The 19,180-nt window shown below is 71.8% G+C and carries 15 protein-coding genes; 4 read left to right on the top strand and 11 right to left on the bottom strand.

The genetic code is table 11. The features are described 5' to 3' along the window. Positions 1 to 38: 38 nt before the first annotated feature. Positions 39 to 1,700, bottom strand: a complete 1,662-nt coding sequence (locus AC4BDD_RS06665; RefSeq protein ID WP_490690039.1) for a DUF4192 domain-containing protein — start codon at positions 1,698 to 1,700, stop codon at positions 39 to 41. 111 nt (positions 1,701 to 1,811) lie between these two features. Between AC4BDD_RS06665 and AC4BDD_RS06670 the strand changes: the two genes are divergently transcribed. Next, positions 1,812 to 3,995 carry a RecQ family ATP-dependent DNA helicase gene (locus AC4BDD_RS06670; protein ID WP_490690040.1) on the top strand — a complete coding sequence of 728 codons (2,184 nt, stop codon included), beginning with the start codon at positions 1,812 to 1,814 and terminating at the stop codon, positions 3,993 to 3,995. Positions 3,996 to 4,214: 219 nt separating this feature from the next. Further along, positions 4,215 to 4,862: a hypothetical protein gene (locus AC4BDD_RS06675; protein WP_490690041.1), complete on the top strand. Its 648-nt coding sequence runs from the start codon at positions 4,215 to 4,217 to the stop codon at positions 4,860 to 4,862. 66 nt (positions 4,863 to 4,928) lie between these two features. Here AC4BDD_RS06675 and AC4BDD_RS06680 read toward each other — a convergent pair whose 3' ends face one another. From AC4BDD_RS06680 to abc-f, 5 genes are all read right to left on the bottom strand, one after another. Continuing rightward, a complete protein-coding gene (locus AC4BDD_RS06680) occupies positions 4,929 to 5,552 on the bottom strand; it encodes a hypothetical protein (protein ID WP_490690042.1) in 624 nt (207 codons plus the stop codon). Between the two features lie 59 nt (positions 5,553 to 5,611). Beyond that, the gene (gene rnhB, locus AC4BDD_RS06685; protein ID WP_490690043.1) at positions 5,612 to 6,313 is read right to left on the bottom strand and encodes a ribonuclease HII; all 702 of its coding nucleotides are present in this window, start codon (positions 6,311 to 6,313) and stop codon (positions 5,612 to 5,614) included. Positions 6,314 to 6,458: 145 nt separating this feature from the next. Next, positions 6,459 to 7,352: an ADP-ribosylglycohydrolase family protein gene (locus AC4BDD_RS06690; RefSeq protein ID WP_490690044.1), complete on the bottom strand. Its 894-nt coding sequence runs from the start codon at positions 7,350 to 7,352 to the stop codon at positions 6,459 to 6,461. Between the two features lie 11 nt (positions 7,353 to 7,363). Continuing rightward, a complete protein-coding gene (locus AC4BDD_RS06695) occupies positions 7,364 to 8,038 on the bottom strand; it encodes a histidine phosphatase family protein (RefSeq protein WP_490690045.1) in 675 nt (224 codons plus the stop codon). A gap of 9 nt (positions 8,039 to 8,047) precedes the next feature. Next, on the bottom strand, positions 8,048 to 9,694 hold the full coding sequence (gene abc-f, locus AC4BDD_RS06700; protein ID WP_490690046.1) for a ribosomal protection-like ABC-F family protein: 1,647 nt from the start codon (positions 9,692 to 9,694) through the stop codon (positions 8,048 to 8,050). A 115-nt stretch (positions 9,695 to 9,809) separates the two neighbouring features. Here abc-f and AC4BDD_RS06705 point away from each other — a divergent pair, with 115 nt between their 5' ends. Next, positions 9,810 to 10,436 carry a TetR/AcrR family transcriptional regulator gene (locus tag AC4BDD_RS06705; protein WP_490690047.1) on the top strand — a complete coding sequence of 209 codons (627 nt, stop codon included), beginning with the start codon at positions 9,810 to 9,812 and terminating at the stop codon, positions 10,434 to 10,436. A gap of 40 nt (positions 10,437 to 10,476) precedes the next feature. On the opposite strand, the gene AC4BDD_RS06710 is transcribed toward AC4BDD_RS06705, so the two are convergent. The 3 genes from AC4BDD_RS06710 to nrdR all read right to left on the bottom strand — a co-directional run bounded on the left by AC4BDD_RS06710 (position 10,477) and on the right by nrdR (position 14,772). Beyond that, positions 10,477 to 11,082, bottom strand: coding sequence for a YdbC family protein (locus AC4BDD_RS06710; protein ID WP_490690048.1), 606 nt, complete (start codon positions 11,080 to 11,082; stop codon positions 10,477 to 10,479). 156 nt (positions 11,083 to 11,238) lie between these two features. Further along, entirely contained in the window at positions 11,239 to 14,133 is a 2,895-nt protein-coding gene (locus tag AC4BDD_RS06715; RefSeq protein WP_490690049.1) for a vitamin B12-dependent ribonucleotide reductase, read from the bottom strand. Between the two features lie 114 nt (positions 14,134 to 14,247). Further along, on the bottom strand, positions 14,248 to 14,772 hold the full coding sequence (nrdR, locus tag AC4BDD_RS06720) for a transcriptional regulator NrdR (RefSeq protein ID WP_490690050.1): 525 nt from the start codon (positions 14,770 to 14,772) through the stop codon (positions 14,248 to 14,250). A gap of 448 nt (positions 14,773 to 15,220) precedes the next feature. Between nrdR and lexA the strand changes: the two genes are divergently transcribed. Further along, complete coding sequence (lexA, locus tag AC4BDD_RS06725; protein ID WP_490690051.1) at positions 15,221 to 16,006, top strand: transcriptional repressor LexA; 786 nt, start codon at positions 15,221 to 15,223, stop codon at positions 16,004 to 16,006. Between the two features lie 120 nt (positions 16,007 to 16,126). On the opposite strand, the gene AC4BDD_RS06730 is transcribed toward lexA, so the two are convergent. Together AC4BDD_RS06730 and AC4BDD_RS06735 are read right to left on the bottom strand one after the other, a co-directional pair. After that, positions 16,127 to 18,091, bottom strand: a complete 1,965-nt coding sequence (locus AC4BDD_RS06730) for an ATP-dependent DNA helicase (RefSeq protein ID WP_490690052.1) — start codon at positions 18,089 to 18,091, stop codon at positions 16,127 to 16,129. A gap of 103 nt (positions 18,092 to 18,194) precedes the next feature. Beyond that, positions 18,195 to 18,926 carry a GNAT family N-acetyltransferase gene (locus AC4BDD_RS06735; RefSeq protein WP_490690053.1) on the bottom strand — a complete coding sequence of 244 codons (732 nt, stop codon included), beginning with the start codon at positions 18,924 to 18,926 and terminating at the stop codon, positions 18,195 to 18,197. Positions 18,927 to 19,180: the final 254 nt, after the last annotated feature.

Below are 19,180 nucleotides of genomic sequence, written 5' to 3' on the forward strand. Positions count from 1 at the left end.
GCGGCCCCTGATCGCTCGGTGGGCGGCTCGGCCGGTCCTCATAGGCAGCCGTCCGCACCGCGCCGTCCCGGCCGCCGGCGGGGTCGCGGACTGAGGCCGGGGCGGCGGCCGTCACGGCTGCCGCGCGGCGCCCCCGGGCCACTGGGGCCCGGGCGGTTCCGGCGGCCCCTGCGCCAGGCTGCCGCCGGCCTGCCGCTGCCGGCCGGTCCGTGTACCGCGGCCGGTCCGGCCGCCGACTCCGCCGGGGCCTGCCCCCCGACCCCGGTCACCGCCGCCTCGTCTGCCCCCACCCCGACCGTCGCCGCCCCGGTCGCCGCGCTCGGGCCGGTCGTGCCCCGGCTCTCGGTCTCCGGGCCGCCGATGTCGGCACACGGGTCATCGGCGCCGGGATCGCCGGCGTCGGAACGCTCGGCCCTGGCATCATCCGCCCGGAAGTCCGGCCCAGGGGAGAAGCGGTCCTGGGCGGCGTCGGCATGGGAGGCGCTGCCGCCTGGGGTGCCGACCGAGGAAGCGGCCCCGCCGGGGGCGTCGGAGCCGCGGGCCAACTCCTCGTGCACGGCGGCGTGCACCGCCTGGTCCGCCCGCTCCCGCCGCAGACAGCGGCGGAGCCGCTCCGGGTCGAGACCTTCGTTGCACGCCTGGTGCAACAGCCTGGCGAAGAGGTAGTCCGGGTCGGCGCGCAGCGCGCAGCCGAGTGCGATGCGGGCGAACGGCTCGTCCCCGGACGACCAGGCCACCCACCCCGCGAGTGTGAGCGGCGGCGCGGAATGCTCCGCGTAGGAGCCGACGCAGCGCCGGGCCAGGGCTCGCCACAGGCGCAGCGCTGGGTCGGCCTCCGTGCCCTCCATCCACTCCGCCGCGCGGTCCCGGGCGATCCGGTCCTGGAGGCCGATGATGGCGGCCGCGGCCTCGCCGGGGTCCAGGAGGCCGTCGTCGCGACGGTCCGAGGCCACCGGATCGGCGATCGGCGGCGTTCCGCGGAACTTCTCGATCATCTTGTTCAGCAGGGTGAGGGTCTCGTCGCGGACGGTGGCGGCGGAGGTCCCGTTCAGCATCCTCGGCACCAGGGCGACGGCGGCCGCGTCCAGGGCGGTCTCCTGCTCCCTGGCGCCGGGTGCCGTGAGCGGGGTGAGCCTGGCCTCCATCTCCCGCAGTGTGCCGCGTACCTGAATGCCGGCATAGGCCGCGGTGGCGGCCATCACGGAGGTGCCGGGGATGCCGAGGGGGACGCCTTCGGCCGGGCAGCACCGCGGATCGGGGCAGCAGTAGGACCAGAAACGGCCGCCGGACATGCACAGGGCTTCGAAGACCGGCACCTCCATCGCTCCGCAGGCGAGGCGCAGGCGCTGGGCGAGCGGGCGGAGCCGCTCCATGACGTCCTGGGCCGACTCGTTTCCCGAGGGGTCCTGGCACAGGAAGAGGATGATGCCGTCGGGGCGCGAGCCGTGCCGCTCGCTGCCGGTGACCAGGCACTCGGCGATCTGATCGCTGACCTCCGGCCAGTCCTCGCGGGCCTGGGGAATGCCTAACCGGAGCCGGCCGCCGAAGCGGCCCTGCGGGCCGTGCAGGGCGACCAGCACGATGGAGTCGTCCGGGTGGAAACCGAGCAGGAAGGGAAGGGCGTCGGCGAGCTCGGCCGGGCTGCGGAGCGTGATCTGCTCCCGGAGGGACGGACCGGTGGATGCGTTGTGTCGGGTCATGGCCCGACGGTCCCGTGATCGCGAAATTCCCGCCACCCCTGTGGATAACTTTGTCCACAGGTTCCGCGGCCCGTTCGCGCGATGTCGGTGGCATCGGGTTGCATGGGGGGCATGAGCAACGAAGATCTCCGCGTCTCGGCCGACCGCGTCCTCGCCCGTCTGGTCGCGGACGCCTCCGGCACGGCCCGGCTCCGGGAGGACCAGTGGCGCGCGGTCGAGGCGCTGGTCGCCGACCGCCGCCGGGCGCTGGTGGTGCAGCGCACCGGCTGGGGGAAGTCCGCGGTGTACTTCGTCGCCACCGCATTGCTGCGTGAGCGCGGCAGCGGCCCCACGGTCATCGTCTCGCCGCTGCTGGCGCTGATGCGCAACCAGGTCGACGCGGCGGCGCGGGCCGGGATCCGCGCCCGCACCATCAATTCCGCGAACCCCGAGGAGTGGGACGGCATCCAGGCCGAGGTGGCCGCGGGTGAGGTCGATGTTCTGCTGGTCAGTCCCGAGCGGCTGAACAATCCGGACTTCCGCGATCAGGTGCTGCCCAAGCTGGCTGCCGCCACCGGTCTCCTCGTGGTCGACGAGGCGCACTGCATCTCCGACTGGGGTCATGACTTCCGGCCCGACTACCGCAGGTTGCGCACCATGCTCGCCGAGCTTCCGCCGGGTGTGCCGGTGCTGGCGACGACGGCTACGGCCAACGCCCGCGTCACCGCCGATGTGGCCGAGCAGCTGGGCACCGGCGGAGACGCGCGGCCCGGGTCGCCGGACGGTTCGCGGGCGCTGGTACTGCGCGGGCCGCTGGATCGCGAGAGTCTGAGCCTTTCGGTGCTGCGGCTGCCCGACGCCGCCCACCGGCTCGCCTGGCTGGGCGATCGGTTGGAGGCACTGCCGGGCTCAGGGATCATCTACACCCTCACCGTCGCCGCGGCCGAGGAGGTCACGGCCTATCTGCGCCGGTGCGGACACACCGTGTCCTCGTACACCGGCAGGACGGAGAACGCCGACCGGCAGCAGGCCGAGGAGGATCTGCTGGCCAACCGGGTCAAGGCGCTGGTCGCCACCTCCGCGCTCGGGATGGGCTTCGACAAGCCGGACCTCGGTTTCGTGGTCCACCTGGGCTCCCCCTCCTCCCCCATCGCCTACTACCAGCAGGTCGGACGGGCCGGCCGCGGGGTGGAGCACGCCGAGGTGCTGCTGCTGCCCGGCCGCGAGGACGAAGCGATCTGGCAGTACTTCGCCTCGCTCGCCTTCCCCTCCGAAGAGCAGGTGCGGCGCACGCTGGACGTGCTGGCGGCCGCCGGCCGTCCGATGTCGCTGCCCGCGCTGGAGCCGCAGGTCGAGCTTCGCCGGTCCCGGCTGGAGACCATGCTCAAGGTGCTCGACGTGGACGGGGCGGTGCGGCGGGAGCGTGGCGGCTGGACGGCGACCGGCCGGCCCTGGAGTTACGACGCGGAGCGCTATGCCTGGGTGGCGCGGCAGCGCGAGGCGGAGCAGCAGGCCATGCGGGAGTACGCCGCGTCGGCCGGCTGCCGGATGGAGTTCCTGCGGCGGCAGTTGGACGACGAACAGGCCGCCCCGTGCGGGCGTTGCGACAACTGCGCGGGGTCCCGCTTCACCACCGAGGTGTCGGAGGCTTCGCTGTCCGCGGCCCGGGGTGAGCTGGGGCGGCCGGGGGTGGAGGTGGAGCCGCGCCGGATGTGGCCCACCGGCCTCGCCGCGGTCGGTGTCGACCTCAAGGGCCGCATTCCGGCGAGCGAGCAGGCCGCTGCGGGGCGGGCCCTGGGCCGGCTGTCGGACATCGGCTGGGGCAATCGGCTGCGTCCGCTGCTGTCGCCGCAGACCCCGGACGGCCCGGTTCCCGACGATGTGGCCGATGCCGTGGTGACCGTCCTGGCGGACTGGGCGAAGGGGCCTGGCGGCTGGGCCTCGGGAGCGCCGGACGCTCCGGGCCGGCCGGTGGGGGTCGTCATGGTCGATTCGGTGACCCGGCCGCAGCTGATCCGGTCACTGGCCGAGCGCATCGCGAGCATCGGGCGGATGCCCTTGCTCGGCACGGTGGCGTACACCGGAGGACACGACTCGCATGTGCCGCGCAGCAACAGCGCGCAGCGGCTCCGCGCGCTGCACGGGGCGCTGACCGTGCCGCCCTCGCTCGGTGCGGCACTCGCCGACGCGGCCGGACCGGTGCTGCTGGTCGATGATCTGGCCGATTCCGGCTGGACCCTCGCGGTGGCCGCCCGGCTGCTTCGCAGGGCCGGCGCCCAGGAGGTCTTTCCCCTGGTCCTGGCGGTGCAGGCGTGAGGGGCAGACGGGATCGGACGCGGGGCGGGAGAAAATAGCCGACGCACCGTCGCATAACGGTCGGCGGCGCCAATTGCTCGTTGCCGCAGGCCGGTACGACCGCAAGAATTAGACCAGCTCCCCGTCCGCGTCTCGCGGTCAGCCGGGGCCGCGTCCTGGTGTGCGCCCGGTGCCCGGCGCCCCGCGCGAACCGTGGGGTACGCAGACGAAGGGAGGCCCGTGTCCTTCGGCTTCGCCCCGCCCCCGTCCTCCGATTCCGCTTCCCGGCTGGGCAGGCTGCTCGAACCTTCCGAGTGGGCCTCGGCAGGCATACCGCTGCTGCGTAATCCGCGCGAGGTGGTCACCGGCCTGCACTCCCGCCATCTGCCGACCCCCTCGACGGCGGTGGTGGCGGTGCTCGGCCCGGACGAGCGGCTGGTGGCGAGTGCCTCGTTCCGCCGGCAGGACACCGCCGCCGACGGCTGGGAGTTCCGCAACGCCCTCCTGTCCCAGCTGCGCCGCGTGATACCGCACGATCTGCGGCGGCGCACTCCGATACGTACCGCCGTGTTGCTCTACTGCCGTGAGGGGGACGGTGGATGGACCGAGGAGGACGGCGCGTGGATGTGGGGGCTGCGGGACGCGTGCACCCTGCACGGCCTGCGCTGTGGTGCGTACATCACCCTCACCCCCAGCGGCTGGCAGGTGCTGGGCGAGGGGCGCGGCGGCCGCAGACCACACTCCTCCTCCGCGCCCGACCGGCCGGAGGCCACGCTTTCGGCGGACACCATGCCGTTCCGCGCGCCGGAGGCCGATGACGCCGCCGGCGCCAGGACACGCTCGGGCGGAGGTACGCCGAAGGCGCTGCGGCGTGCGATCGCCCGGTGACGGGCGGCTCCCCGTTCAGGGGCCGCCGGGCACCGGGCGTCGTGGATCCAGCGTGCGGGACGGGGCTCAGACGCCGGCGGTGATCAGCGTGTTGATGCGCTGCGGATCGCCGCAGACGATCAGCAGCGCACCGGCGCGGGACATGGCCTGCGGCAGCGCACCGGCGATGTCCTCGTCCGCGCCGCCGTTGACGGCCACGACCACGACGGGGCGTGCGCTGAGTCGGTCGGCCCCTGTGGCGGCGTAGAAGACGTCGTCCGCCGCGTCCTGCTGGGCCCAGTACGACGCTTCACCGAAGGACAGCTCGTGCGCCGCCCAGGGATGCTGGTCTCCGGTGGTCAGCACCAGGATGTCGCCGGGTGCTCGGCCGGAGTCCAGCAGCAGGTCGACAGCCTCGTCGGCGGCGTCCAGCGCGCCCTGCGCCGAGGCGGGGATGAGCTGGATCTGCGGGGTGGACGGAGCCTCCGTGGTGGGAGGCGTGGGTGGCGCGGTCTTCACCGCGTCACCCGCGGCGCGCTGCGACGGGGTCGCGGCCGGACCGCGGTGCGGGCCCGGGGTGCCGGGCCGCCGAGGGGCGGGCCGGGGGCCGGGAACGGGACGGGGGGTCGGCACGGCGCGGCCTGCGGCCGGCGTCGCGCGGGGACCCGGGACACTCTCGTGAATCTGAGGCTCCTCGGGGATGAGAGGCATGACCTGATATTTATCAAACGTCGGTGCGAGTCGCACCGGCGGGTGGCGGACTGGTCCGCTCAGAAGTCGAAGCCGAGTTGGCCACCGGCTTCCAGCGCAGCTGTTTCAGGGACGCTGCGGCCCCGCTTGAGGTGCCGCCAGCGCGGCAGGGCGTCCAGGTAGGCCCAGGACAGTCGGTGGTGCGGGGTGGGTCCCAGCTCCTCCAGCGCGGCGCGGTGCACCGGCGAAGGGTACCCGGCGTTGTCAGCGAAGCAGAAGTCCCGGTGATCGTCGCCGAGTTCGGCCATCATCGCGTCCCGTCGCACCTTGGCGATCACCGACGCCGCGGCGACCACGACGCAGCTCTGGTCGCCCTTGATGACGGTGCGCACCCGCCAGGGGTCGCCGAGATAGTCGTGCTTGCCGTCGAGGATCACCGCGTCCGGCCGCACCGGGAGATCGGCCAACGCGCGGGTGGCGGCGAGCCGGAGGGCGGCGGTCATGCCCAGCGCGTCGATCTCCTGCGGCGAGGCGTGGCCGAGGGCGTATGCGGTGACCCAGGTCTCCAACTCCTGCGCCAGCTCGGTGCGGCGCTTGATGGTCAGCAGCTTGGAGTCGGTGAGCCCGGCGGGCGGGCGGCGCAGTCCGGTGACGGCCGCGCAGACGGTGACCGGCCCCGCCCACGCTCCGCGCCCGACTTCGTCGATTCCGACGATGACGCGGGCTCCGGTGGTGGCGCGGAGAGAGCGCTCGACACTGTGCGTGGGCGGTTGGTAGGGCATGGCATGACCAACCCTACGCCGCCGCTTCCGGCGCCGTGCACCGGGAGCACCGGGGGCGCCACCAGGCCGCGATCTTCGCCGCCCCCGGTGGTGACGATCACTCAGCTCGCTCGCGATCTTCCCGTCCGGCGGCCGGTCACCGCGGTCAGGCGGCAGGCCCGGGGAGCCAGGCCGGCAACGCCTCGGTGCGTTCCAGCCACTCCGCGGGCGGGGCACCGGCCGACGAGGCCGCGACCACGCCGCCTGCGATGGCACAGGTGGTGTCGACGTCACCACCCGCCTGCGCGGTGGTCCAGAACACCTCCTCGTAGGAGTCGAGGTGGCGGGCGGCGGCCCAGAGCGCGAAGGGGACGGTGTCGTGGGCGCTGGTGCGGCGTCCGCAGCCCAGCACCGCGGCGACCGTACCCGCGTCGCCGTAGTCGAGCATGTCGCGGGCGCGGCGCAGCCCGGCCTGCACCGCGCTGCGGGGCACCAGGGCGACCACGGCGTCCAGCAGGGCCTCCGGCTCCCGCGGACCGTCGGTGTCGGCCACCAGCGCCGCGGCCGCGGCCACCGCCATCGCGCCGGCGACCGCCTCCCGGTGCTGGTGCGTGGTGTAGGCGGAGATCTCCGCCTGGTGCGTCGCCTGCTCGGCGTCGCCCGCGTACCAGGCGCCGAGCGGGGCGATCCGCATGGCCGCGCCGTTGCCCCACGACCCCTGGCCGTTGAACAGGGCGGAGGCCAGCTCTCGCCAGTCGCCGCCTTCGCGGATCAGCCGGAGCATGCGGTTCACCGCCGGGCCGTAGCCGCGGTCGAAGTCATGGTGGTGCGCGAAGGACCGGGCCAGCGCGTCCTGGTCGATCCGGCCGTGGGTGACCAGGACGGCCAGCACCGAGCAGGCCATCTCGGTGTCGTCCGTCCACTGCCAGGGGGAGGGCGGCAGCTCCCGCCGGGCCAGGGACGGGAAGTTGGCGGGTACGAAGAACTGGGAGCCGAGGGCGTCGCCCACGGCCAGCCCCCGCAGGCTGGCGAGGGCACGGGTGAATCGATCGTCGGTCATCGCATCGAACTCTAACCGGTGGGACCGTACGGCTCGGCGCTGTAAGGCTCGGGCGTGCACCAGCGCTCGAAGGGCCGGTCGAGGTGATACCGACCGTCGGGTCCGAGGATCAGCGCCCTGGTCTCGCCGTTTCCCGGATTCGACAGTGATTCGAACTCCGCCACCGACCAGTGCAGCCAGCGCATGCAGAACAGCCGCATGGTCAGCCCGTGGGTCACCAGCAGGACGTTCGGCGGGTGTGTCGGGGCCTCGAAGCTGCGCCACAGGCTCTCCAGGAAGGCACCCACCCGGTCGTAGACGTCGGCTCCGGACTCGCCCTGGGCGAATCGGTAGAAGAAGTGGCCGTAGGCATCGCGGTACGCCTTCTGTCTGCGCACGTCCTCCCGGTCCTGCCAGTTTCCCCAGTCCTGCTCGCGGAGCCGCGGTTCCTCCCGGACCCGGGTCCTGGAGGGGTCGAGCCCCAGCAGCCGGAAGGTCTGGTGGGTGCGGCGGTACGGGGAGACGTAGGCGGAGACGGTCTCGTCGCCGAACATCTCGCGCAGTCGGGCACCGGCCTCCCTCGCCTGGCGCTGCCCGGTGGGGGTCAGGCCCAGAGCGTGGTCGGGCTCTCGCTCGTACACCGTGTCGTCGACATTTCCCTGCGATTCTCCGTGCCGTATGAGAACGATGCGCCGCGGACGTGCCATGCGGCCACACTAGATCGCGCCTGCCCTGGCTGCCTCGTTCCGGCAGCCGGCCACCGGTCGGCCGGCGCGTATCTCGCAGGTCGCTCCGGTGAACCGGTCGAGCAGCAGCCGGTCGTGCGAGACCAGCACGAGCGCGCCGGTCCAGCTGTGCAGTGCCTGCTCCAGCTCCTCCACCAGGCCGAGCGCCAGGTGGTTGGTCGGCTCGTCCAGCAGCAGCAGATCCGCCGGGCGAGCCAGCAGCCTGGCCAGGGCAAGCCTGCGGCGCTGCCCCGCTGACAGGGAGCCGACCGGCACATGCAGGTCGCGGTCGCGGAAGAGGCCGTAGGAAAGGAGGAGATCGGCCTGCTCCTGCGGGGTGCCGGGCAGGCCGCGGCCGAACGCGGTCAGCAGCCGCTCGGCCGGGCGGGCCACCGGGATCTCCTGGGCGAGATAGCCGATGCGGCCGCGCCGCGTCACGCGGCCCTCGTCCGGTTCCACCATCCCCGCCATGACCCGCAGCAGGGTGGACTTGCCCGCGCCGTTCGCCCCGTGGACCAGCAGGCGCTCACCCGCCGCGACGGTCAGCCCGTCGACGGTCAGCCGGTCCGCCACCCGCACCTGGTCGAGGGCCACCAGCGGTCCCGTCGCGGTGCCCGCCGCCGGCAGCGCGGTGAAGCGCAGCGGCTCCGGCGGTCGGGGCACGGGGTCCTCGGTGAGCCGCCGGAGCCGCTCCTGGGCATTGCGCACCCGGCTGGACACCGACGCCTGGACACGGCCCTTGTCACGGTCGTAGGCCATCTTGTTGCCGTCCTTCCTGGCCCGGCCGGGCGCGACCCGCCGGGCGGTGCCGACGGCGGTCTCGGCCAGGGCCGCCGTCTCGGTGCACCACTGCTGGTACGCCTGCTCCCAGCGGCGCCGGGCGGCGGCTTTCTCGGCGAGGAACCCGGGGTATCCCCCGCCGTACCGGACGAGGGTGCGGCGGTCCGCGTCCACCTCGACGATCGCGGTGGCCACGCGTTCGAGGAACAGCCGGTCGTGGGAGACGGCGATCACCGTGCCGGGATGGGCGCGCAGGGCGTCTTCCAGCCAGTCGAGGGTGGCGCCGTCCAGGTGGTTGGTGGGTTCGTCCAGCAGCATCACCTCCGGCGCGGCGGCGATCAGACAGGCCAGGCCCAGCCGAGCCTGCTCACCGCCCGAGAGGCTGCCGAGCAGGCGGTCGTGGCCGATCTCGGCGAGGCCCAGGCCGTGGAGGGCCTTCTCCACTCGCGCGTCGGCCTCGTATCCCCCGCGCACCTCGAAGGCGGTGAGCAGGTCGCCGTAGGTGGCGAGCGCCTCGGGGCCGCCGTCCGCGAGAGCGGGCTCGAGATCCCGCAGCCGACGCTCCAGGGCCCTCAGCTCGGCCAGGGCCGCGTCGATGGCGTCCGCGACCGTCCGGTCGGGCGGCAGCTGCGGGGTCTGGGCGAGGTGTCCCGCGCCGCCGTCGGCCAACGTCACCGCCGCTCCTTCATCGGGCGGGTGCTCACCGGCGAGCAGTCGCAGCAGCGTGGATTTGCCGGCGCCGTTCTCTCCGACGATGCCGATCCGCTCACCCGGGCGGATCGAGAAGGAGACATCGTCGAGGAGCACACGGTCCCCGCGGGAGACGGTCACGTCGCGCAGCGAGATCTGAGTGGGCATGGATGAACCTCCGGACAAGTGCGGATACGCCGAACCATGTAAACGCAACCCGTGTTGCGTTACGATGAGAATGACATGACGCAACCGACTAACGCAACAGGAGTTGCAGTTGTCCATGGAATCCCCCGCCCAGCCCCCGGGCACCGTCCGCCCCGGCGGGCGCACCGCCCGCACCCGCGCCGCCGTCCGTGACGCCGTCCTCACCGGACTGACCGAGCACGGCTATCCCGGCCTGACCATCGAATACGTCGCCGAGCACTCAGGGGTGCACAAGACCACGCTCTACCGGCGCTGGGGCGGGGTCGAGGAGCTCGTCGCCGACGCCCTCGACCTGGCGGGCGAGGACAGCTGGTCCCCGCCGGACACCGGGAGCCTCGCCGGCGATCTGCGCGCTCTCGCCCAGGAGGTCATCGACACCTTCGGCGACTCCTCGGCCGCCGCCGCACCCACCGCGTTCGTGGCCGCCGCATTCCAGTCGGAGCGTGCCGCGACGGCGCTGCGGGCCTTCTACGCCGAGCGGTTCAGACGCTGCGAGGCGGTCGTCCAGCGGGCCGTCGAGCGCGGCGAGATCCCGGCCGGCACCGATGCGGCGGCGGTCGCTCGGGCGGTGTCGGCGCCGCTGTTCTTCCGGGCGCTGATCACCCGCGAACCACTCCGCCCGACGGACGGCGAGCAGTCGGCCGCCGCGACGCTTGCCGCGGTGCGCGCCGGCGCCTACCGGATACCAGCCGGAGCGGAGTGAGGGCACCGAGCCGATCCGGGCCCGGGCCGCGAGCCCTGCCTCACACCGTCCAGGCGGGTTCGAGGTCGAGTACGTCACCGGCGATCGCGGCCACATCCGCCTCGGTCTGGGCGCGCAGCGCGAGACGCTCCACCCGCTCCGTGCGGTATTTCCCGTGCTCCGCCGCGGAGTTCCACATGGACAGGATGAGGAATTCGCTGCCCGGCGCTTCCCCGAACACCCCGCGCAGCATTCCCGGCGATCCGGCCATGGCCGGGTTCCACACCTTCTCCTGCACATGGGTGAAGTGCTCCACCCGGTCCGCGTGGACGCGGCAGTGCGCGACACGCACCACGTCGACATCGGTGAACTTCGGCTGGAAACCGACCTTCACATCGAAGCGGTGCTCGAAGAGCCGGACCTGAAGATCTTTGAAGGTGCCGGCTTGCGCGGCCGCGAGCCGGTCGTGGGAGCGCGCCATGAAGGAGTCGTAGAAGGCGCGGCTCTCCCAGAAGCCGAATATGTGCGCCACCGACTCGCGCCGCTGGCTCCAACCACCGCCCTGCCCCCGGAATCCCGGTTCGCCGAGCAGCCCCGCCCACTTCCGCTGCCCGCGTTCGAACCCACGGCGGTCGACCACGGTACAGCGAATCCACTTGACCAGCACCGCGCCATCTTACGGTCCCCGCCCCGCGCCCCGGGTGCGCCCGGAGCAGATCGCTCCGGATGCCCCGGGTGGGCCGAACGGGCCGGGCCGGGACCCGAGTTGACCTCAGGTCCCGGCCCGGCCGGATGGCGCGCGCCCGCGGGCGCCGGCGTTCGATCAGCTGCAGCCGCTGGTCGAGCCGCAGCCCTCGCAGATGTAGCAGCTGCCGGCGCGCTGCATCTTCGTGCCGCAGGAGAAGCACAGCGGCGCGTCAGCGCTGATGCCCAGCTGCATCTCGACCAGCTCGGCCGAGGTGTGCGCCTGCTTCGGGGCGGGCAGGGACACCGGCTCCGGCTTGGGGCCGGCGACCGCCTTGGGGGTCTCCGTCTGGCGCGGGGCGGACTGGGCCAGGCCCTCGACGTCCATCTCCTCGTCCGCCGGCTCGTAGGAACCGGTCTCCAGGTGCCGCTGACGCTCCTCGGCCGAGTGGATGCCCAGGGCCGAGCGGGTCTCGAACGGCAGGAAGTCCAGCGCCAGGCGGCGGAAGATGTAGTCGACGATCGACTGCGCCATCCGCACGTCCGGGTCGTCCGTCATACCGGCCGGCTCGAAGCGCATGTTGGTGAACTTCGAGACGTACGTCTCCAGCGGGACGCCGTACTGCAGGCCGACCGAGACCGCGATCGAGAAGGCGTCCATCATGCCCGCGAGGGTCGAACCCTGCTTGGACATCTTCAGGAAGACCTCGCCGAGACCGTCGTCCGGGTAGGAGTTGGCGGTCATGTAGCCCTCGGCGCCGCCCACCGTGAAGGAGGTGGTGATGCCGGGACGGCCCTTGGGCAGACGCCTGCGGACCGGACGGTACTCGATGACCTTCTCGACCGCTCCGCGGATGGTCTCCTCGGCCTTCTCCGCGATCTTCTCCTCGTCCTTCTTCTTCGCGGAGAGCGGCTGACCGACCTTGCAGTTGTCGCGGTAGATGGCGAGGGCCTTGACGCCCATCTTCCAGGCCTCGAAGTAGATCTCCTCGACCTCCTCGACGGTCGCCGTCTCCGGCATGTTGACCGTCTTGGAGAGCGCGCCGGAGATCCACGGCTGGATCGCCGCCATCATGCGCACGTGGCCCATGGCGGAGATGGACCGCTCACCCATCGCGCAGTCGAAGACCTCGTAGTGCTCGTGCTTGAGGCCCGGGGCGTCGATGACGTTGCCGTTCTCGGCGATGTGGCCGACGATCGCCTCGATCTGCTCCGGCTGGTAGCCGAGGCGGCGCAGGGCCTGCGGGACGGTGCCGTTGACGATCTGCATGGAGCCGCCGCCGACCAGCTTCTTGAACTTGACCAGGGCGAGGTCGGGCTCGAGACCGGTGGTGTCGCAGCTCATGGCCAGACCGATGGTGCCGGTCGGCGCGATCACGCTGGCCTGGGAGTTGCGGAAGCCGTTCTTGGCGCCCAGCCGCAGAACGTCCTGCCACGCCTCGGTGGCCGCGGCCCAGATCGGGGTGTCCAGGTCGTCCATCCGCTTGGCGGCGGCGTTGGCGTCGGCGTGCTGCCGCATGACCTGCTGGTGCGGTTCGGCGTTCCGGGCGTAGCCGTCGTACGCGCCGACGACCGCGGCCAGCTCGGCGGACCGGCGGTAGGAGGTGCCGGTCATCAGCGAGGTGATGGCACCGGCGAGGGCCCGGCCGCCGTCGGAGTCGTAGGCGTGACCGGTGGCCATCAGCAGCGCGCCGAGGTTGGCGTAGCCGATGCCCAGCTGGCGGAAGGCGCGGGTGTTCTCACCGATCTTCTGGGTCGGGAAGTCGGCGAAGCAGATGGAGATGTCCATCGCGGTGATGACCAGCTCGACGACCTTGGCGAAGCGCTCGGAGTCGAAGGACTGGCTGCCCTTGCCGTCGTCCTTGAGGAACTTCATCAGGTTCAGCGAGGCCAGGTTGCACGAGGTGTTGTCCAGGTGCATGTACTCGCTGCACGGGTTCGAGCCGTTGATCCGGCCGGACTCCGGGCAGGTGTGCCACCGGTTGATGGTGTCGTCGTACTGGATGCCCGGGTCGGCGCAGGCCCAGGCGGCCTCGGCCATCTTGCGGAACAGCGACTTGGCGTCGATCTCCTCGATGACCTCGCCGGTCATCCGGGCGCGCAGGCCGAACTTCCCACCGGTCTCCACGGCCCGCATGAACTCGTCGTTCACCCGGACGGAGTTGTTGGCGTTCTGGTACTGGACGGAGGTGATGTCCTCGCCGCCCAGGTCCATGTCGAAGCCCGCGTCGCGCAGGGCGCGGATCTTCTCCTCTTCCTTCACCTTGGTCTCGATGAAGTCCTCGATGTCCGGGTGGTCGACGTCGAGGATGACCATCTTGGCGGCGCGGCGGGTGGCGCCACCGGACTTGATCGTTCCGGCGGAGGCGTCGGCGCCGCGCATGAAGGAGACGGGGCCGGAGGCGTTGCCACCGGAGGACAGCAGCTCCTTGGAGGAGCGGATGCGGGACAGGTTCAGGCCGGCACCGGAGCCGCCCTTGAAGATCATCCCCTCTTCCTTGTACCAGTCGAGGATGGACTCCATGGAGTCGTCGACCGAGAGGATGAAGCAGGCGCTGACCTGCTGCGGCTGGGTGGTACCGACGTTGAACCACACCGGCGAGTTGAAGCTGAAGATCTGGTGCAGGAGGGCGTAGGCGAGCTCGTGCTCGAAGATCTCCGCGTCGGCCGGGGAGGCGAAGTAGTGGTGGTCCTCGCCGGCCTTCCGGTAGGTCTTCACGATGCGGTCGATGAGCTGCTTCAGACCGGTCTCGCGCTGGGGGGTGCCGACCGCGCCGCGGAAGTACTTGCTGGTGACGATGTTGACCGCGTTCACCGACCAGAAGTCGGGGAACTCGACGCCACGCTGCTCGAAGTTCACCGAGCCGTCGCGCCAGTTGGTCATGACGACGTCACGGCGCTCCCAGGCCACCTCGTCGTACGGGTGCACGCCGGGGGTGGTGTGGATGCGCTCGATACGCAGGCCCTTGGTGGCGCCCGCCTTGCCGCCCTTGGTGCGGGAACCCCGCGCCGAGCCGCTCGCCGTCTCTGTCATTCCGCCTCCCTGTACGGGCAAAACGCCCTGATGTGCCCGTTTCTTCCCAGGCACGGTGTTCTGTTCTCTCGCCCAGGGCGCTCAAGCACCCGGGCACGTTTCCATGGCCGTCGCTCAGTCGGCGACGGCAGCAGGCGCGGGGGCCGCCACGGCCCCGTCGACGCCGGACCCGGTGTCCGCGGGCACGGGAGGCCGCTGCTGCGCACGCAGCTCGGCGACCGCCGCCTCGAAGTCCTCCAGCGAGTCGAACGCCTGGTAGACCGAGGCGAATCGCAGGTAGGCGACGAGGTCGAGATCCTTGAGCGGGCCGAGTATGGCGAGCCCGACGTCATGGGTGGACAGCTCGGCGCTGCCGGTCGCGCGGACCGCCTCTTCGACCCGCTGACCGAGCTGCGCGAGCGCGTCCTCGGTGACCGGGCGGCCCTGGCACGCCTTGCGCACGCCCGAGATGACCTTGTTGCGACTGAAGGGCTCGGTGACCCCGCTGCGCTTGATCACCATCAGGGACGCCGTCTCCACGGTCGTGAAACGCCGGGAGCAGTCCGGACACTGGCGACGCCTCCGGATCGAGCAGCCGTCATCCGTGGTGCGGCTGTCGACGACTCGGCTGTCGGGGTGCCTGCAGAAGGGGCAATGCACGATTTCCCACCCTTCTCCACCCTCGGAAACTGCGTACGTCCAGGTACGACTGATAACCCCGACAGGGGCGTTGAGAGCCGTCCGCCGGGAGCCATAAGCATAGGCGAAGCCCGGAGCGCAGAAGCACCCGGGACACTAACTATGGGGGCCGACGCCCATCCAACCACTAGATGTGGTGGCAGGGTCTCAATCCGCAGCCAAGGGGCGTGTCGCGACGCGGGCGGCACGAGCCTACGCGAGGCGACCCGGTCATCGCCTCACAGGGGACCAGGTGCCACACTGGGCGGGGTCCGGGTGGCCGGATTTCGCCCATCAGCCCATACACCCGATCCTGTGTTCACGTCAGCCGATCTGCGATATTTCACTCGAACGTGTGTTTGGCGCAACCTTTCGAAAGCAACTACCGTTGAGCGAACCAGGGAGAACAGTTTCGAGAGGGGCCGACGACGTGACCACCACCACAGACAGCGCCACCATCACCGCCCAGGACCGCTCCCAGGGCCGACTCGAACCCACCCACGCGATGACTGACGCAGCCACGAACCCCGAGGGCGTCAAGCCCACGCGCTCGCTCCCCGGTCGACCTCCCGGAATCCGCGCCGACAGCTCGGGGCTCACCGACCGGCAGCGACGGGTCATCGAAGTGATCCGAGACTCCGTGCAACGCCGTGGTTACCCACCGTCCATGCGCGAGATCGGGCAAGCCGTGGGGCTGTCCAGCACCTCATCGGTGGCCCACCAGCTGATGGCGCTGGAGCGCAAGGGTTTCCTCCGCCGGGACCCGCACCGCCCCCGGGCCTACGAGGTGCGCGCCTCCGACCAGGCCAGCGCCCAGCCGACGGACACCGCCGGCAAGCCCGCCGCCTCCTATGTCCCCCTGGTAGGCCGGATCGCCGCGGGTGGCCCGATCCTGGCCGAGGAGTCGGTCGAGGACGTCTTCCCGCTCCCCCGGCAGCTGGTCGGTGACGGTGAGCTGTTCGTCCTCAAGGTCGTCGGCGACTCCATGATCGAAGCGGCCATCTGCGACGGGGACTGGGTGACGGTGCGCCGCCAGCCGGTCGCGGAGAACGGCGACATCGTGGCCGCCATGCTGGAGGGCGAGGCGACGGTGAAGCGCTTCAAGCGCGAGGACGGTCACGTCTGGCTGATGCCGCACAACGCCGCATACCTGCCGATCCCCGGTGATGACGCGACCATCCTCGGCAAGGTGGTCGCAGTGCTGCGGCGCGTCTGAGGACACGCCTGACGACCGGGCCCCGGGACCACTGCGCCGGTTCCGGGGCCCTGCATTATCCACATCCCGCCGGCAGGCTGACCCTGGTCGGGTCTCCGCCGCACTTCCCCCACCGGGCTATTAGTCCGCCTTGGCCGCCGCGTCGATGGCCGCCAGCGAGCGCCGCACCTGATTGCGGTCGGTGGTGTACCAGAAGTCGGGCATCGAGGCCCGCAGGAATCCTCCGTAGCGGGCGCGATCCAGCCGGGGGTCGAGCACCGCGACCACGCCGCGGTCGCCCGAGGCCCGCACCAGACGTCCCGCGCCCTGCGCCATGAGGAGCGCGGCATGGGTCGCCGCGACGGCCATGAAACCGTTCCCCCCGGCCTCCTCCACAGCCTTCTGCCGGGCGCTCATCAGCGGGTCGTCCGGGCGCGGGAAGGGAATGCGGTCCATGACCACCAGCTGGCAGCTGGCTCCGGGGACGTCCACTCCCTGCCAGAGCGACAGCGTGCCGAAGAGGCAGGTGCGCGGATCCGCCGCGAAGGCCCTGATCAGCTCGCCCAGCGTCTCCTCCCCCTGCAGCAGGATCGGCATGTCCAGCCTGCCGCGCAGCTCTTCGGCGGCCGCCTGCGCGGCACGCATCGAGGAGAACAACCCGAGGGTGCGGCCTCCGGCGGCCTCCACCAGCTCGGCGAGCTCGTCCATCATGTCGCCGCGGCTGCCCTCGCGGCCGGGCTGCGCCAGGTGCTTGGCGACGTACAGGATGCCCTGCTTCGGGTAGTCGAAGGGCGATCCGACGTCGACACCCTTCCACTCCGGGGCGTCCTCCCCTCCGGTGCCCTCGGGGGCGAGGCCGAGCGAAGCCGCGACGCCGTTGAAATCGCCGCCCAGCTTGAGGGTCGCGGAGGTCAGCACCACCGAGCGCTCGTTGAACAACTTCTCGCGCAGCAACCCCGACACCGACAGCGGGGCGACCCGCAGCGAGGCGCCGAACCTGTCGTGCCGCTCGTACCAGACGACGTCGTACTCGGAGCCCTGCACGATGCGCTCGGCCACGGCGTGGATGTTCTCCACCGCGGCCAGCGCCTGTTTGCGGACCGCGTCCTCGTCCTGCACCGACTTGTCGCGGGTGGCCCCGATCGCCGAGATCACCGTGCGGGAGGCATCCCGCAGCGACAGCAGCGCATAGCCGAGATCCTCGGGGATCTCTTCGAGCCGGCCGGGCAGAGCCAGCTCCATCAGCCGCTCGAAGGTCTCCGCGGCGGTCTGCAGGGCGTCCGCCGCCTTCTCGTTGACCAGCTTGGCGGCACGTCGCACCGCGCGGTTGACCTGGCCGGGGGTGAGCTCCCCGGTGGCCGCCCCGGTGACCCGGGAGACCAGCTCATGGGCCTCGTCGATGATCAGCACTTCATGGCTGGGCAGGACGGGGGCGCCCTCGATGGCGTCGATGGCCAGCAACGCGTGGTTGGTGACGACCACATCGGCGAGCTTGGCGCGCTCCCGGGCCGCCTCGGCGAAGCACTCCGCGCCATACGGGCACTTGGACGCCCCGAGGCATTCCCGCGAGGTGACGGAGACCTGCGACCAGGCGCGATCGGACACGCCGGGGGTGAGATCGTCGCGGTCGCCGGTCTCCGTCTCGTCGGCCCAGTCGCGCATCCGCAGCAGGTCCTTGCCCAGCTTGCTGGTGGGCGCTGCCGACTCGAAGACGTCGAACAGCCCGTCCTCTTCCTCCTGCGGCACGCCTTCGTGGAGCCGGTGCAGGCAGAGGTAGTTCGACCGGCCCTTGAGCATGGCGAACTGCGGGCGGCGGCGCAGCAGCGGATGCAGGGCCTCGACGGTCCGCGGCAGATCACGCTCGACCAGCTGCCGCTGGAGCGCGAGCGTGGCCGTGGCGACGACGACTCTCTCCCCGTGCGCCAGCGCGGGCACCAGATAGCCGAGCGATTTGCCCGTACCGGTGCCGGCCTGCACCAGCAGATGGGACTGGCCGTCGATGACCTCGGCGACGGCTTCGGCCATCGTGACCTGGCCGGGTCGCTCCGAGCCGCCGACGGCGGTGACGGCTGCGTGCAGGAGCTCGGGAAGAGAGGGCTTCGTCATAACCTGACCACCCTACGGCGCACCACTGACATCGGCGATCGTCCCTGGTGAAGTGGGCTGGATACGGATCGTGGGCGGGCCCGGCCCCCGGACGGGGTCCAGGTCACATGAGGTGACGCAGGGCGCGGTCGCGGATCATGAGGGCGGCGCGTTTGCCGGGCAGCTCCAGCTCGGCGCCGAAGCGGAACCCCGCGCCGAGGAAGGCCGCGACGGACGGGTTGTTGCGCAGATCGGGCTCGGCCACGACGCGGCCGCAGGCCGGGCGCCGGTCGAGGACGAGGTCCGCGACGGTCCGCAGCAGGGTGGTGCCCAGGCCGCGGCCACGGTCGAGGACCCCGCCGATCAGCAGGTGCAGCCCGGTGTCATGCGGACGCGCCGGGTAGTGGAGGGCCAGCGGGTCCAGGTCGGCGCGGTAGATCTCCCAGTAGCTCACCGGCACGCTGTCCAGGACGCCCAGGCAGGGCACGCTGCGGCCGTCGCCCTCGAGCTGGCCGCGCAGATGCTTCTCCGTGCGGTCCTCCGCGCCGTCCAGCTCCCAGAGGGCGGCGACGGCCGGATCGTTCATCCAGCGGGTGATCAGTGCCAGGTCGCGTTCCACCTGGACCGGGACCAGCTGGAAGGCGCCCACCGGGGAGTCCACCGCGCCCCATCCCGCCAGATGGTCGAGCAGCCCGGCACCGCCGGTGCCGGGCGCTTCGGTCAGGAGCCGGTCGGCGGGGAGCACGGGGGCGCGCTCCTCGGACAGTCGCAGCTCCAGGGTGTCGCCGGTGTCGTCCGCGTCGTCGGCGTTGTCGGCGCCGGAGCTCGAAGGGGCGGTGGAGGCGGGTGGCTGCACAGCGGCGGTCTCCTCTCTCGCTGATCCCCCGTCCGTACCAACGACGCTCGCGGCGCCAGATCACGCCCGGCGGCGGATCCGCGGTGTCCGGGAACCAAGCCCCCGGGTGTGATCGTCGTAGGCGTCACCGGCATAGTGGGGGATCACTTTGCTGCCCGGGCCGGTGCATGACAACCCGCAACGGCGGTCCGTGACGCGGCAGAGCCGCGGTATGCGGTCAGCAGTCGAGCAAAGAGCAGCCCAGAACCTCTCAG

Source organism: Streptomyces sp. JLBT605, from assembly GCF_058215555.1.

Bases quoted from the DNA above. Each gene is read 5' to 3' on its own strand.
- AC4BDD_RS06665 (WP_490690039.1), bottom strand. From the start codon at position 1,700: ATGACCCGACACAACGCATCCACCGGTCCGTCCCTCCGGGAGCAGATC.
- AC4BDD_RS06670 (WP_490690040.1), top strand. From the start codon at position 1,812: ATGAGCAACGAAGATCTCCGCGTCTCGGCCGACCGCGTCCTCGCCCGT.
- AC4BDD_RS06680 (WP_490690042.1), bottom strand. From the start codon at position 5,552: ATGCCTCTCATCCCCGAGGAGCCTCAGATTCACGAGAGTGTCCCGGGT.
- rnhB (WP_490690043.1), bottom strand. From the start codon at position 6,313: ATGCCCTACCAACCGCCCACGCACAGTGTCGAGCGCTCTCTCCGCGCC.
- AC4BDD_RS06690 (WP_490690044.1), bottom strand. From the start codon at position 7,352: ATGACCGACGATCGATTCACCCGTGCCCTCGCCAGCCTGCGGGGGCTG.
- AC4BDD_RS06695 (WP_490690045.1), bottom strand. From the start codon at position 8,038: ATGGCACGTCCGCGGCGCATCGTTCTCATACGGCACGGAGAATCGCAG.
- abc-f (WP_490690046.1), bottom strand. From the start codon at position 9,694: ATGCCCACTCAGATCTCGCTGCGCGACGTGACCGTCTCCCGCGGGGAC.
- AC4BDD_RS06705 (WP_490690047.1), top strand. From the start codon at position 9,810: ATGGAATCCCCCGCCCAGCCCCCGGGCACCGTCCGCCCCGGCGGGCGC.
- AC4BDD_RS06715 (WP_490690049.1), bottom strand. From the start codon at position 14,133: ATGACAGAGACGGCGAGCGGCTCGGCGCGGGGTTCCCGCACCAAGGGC.
- AC4BDD_RS06730 (WP_490690052.1), bottom strand. From the start codon at position 18,091: ATGACGAAGCCCTCTCTTCCCGAGCTCCTGCACGCAGCCGTCACCGCC.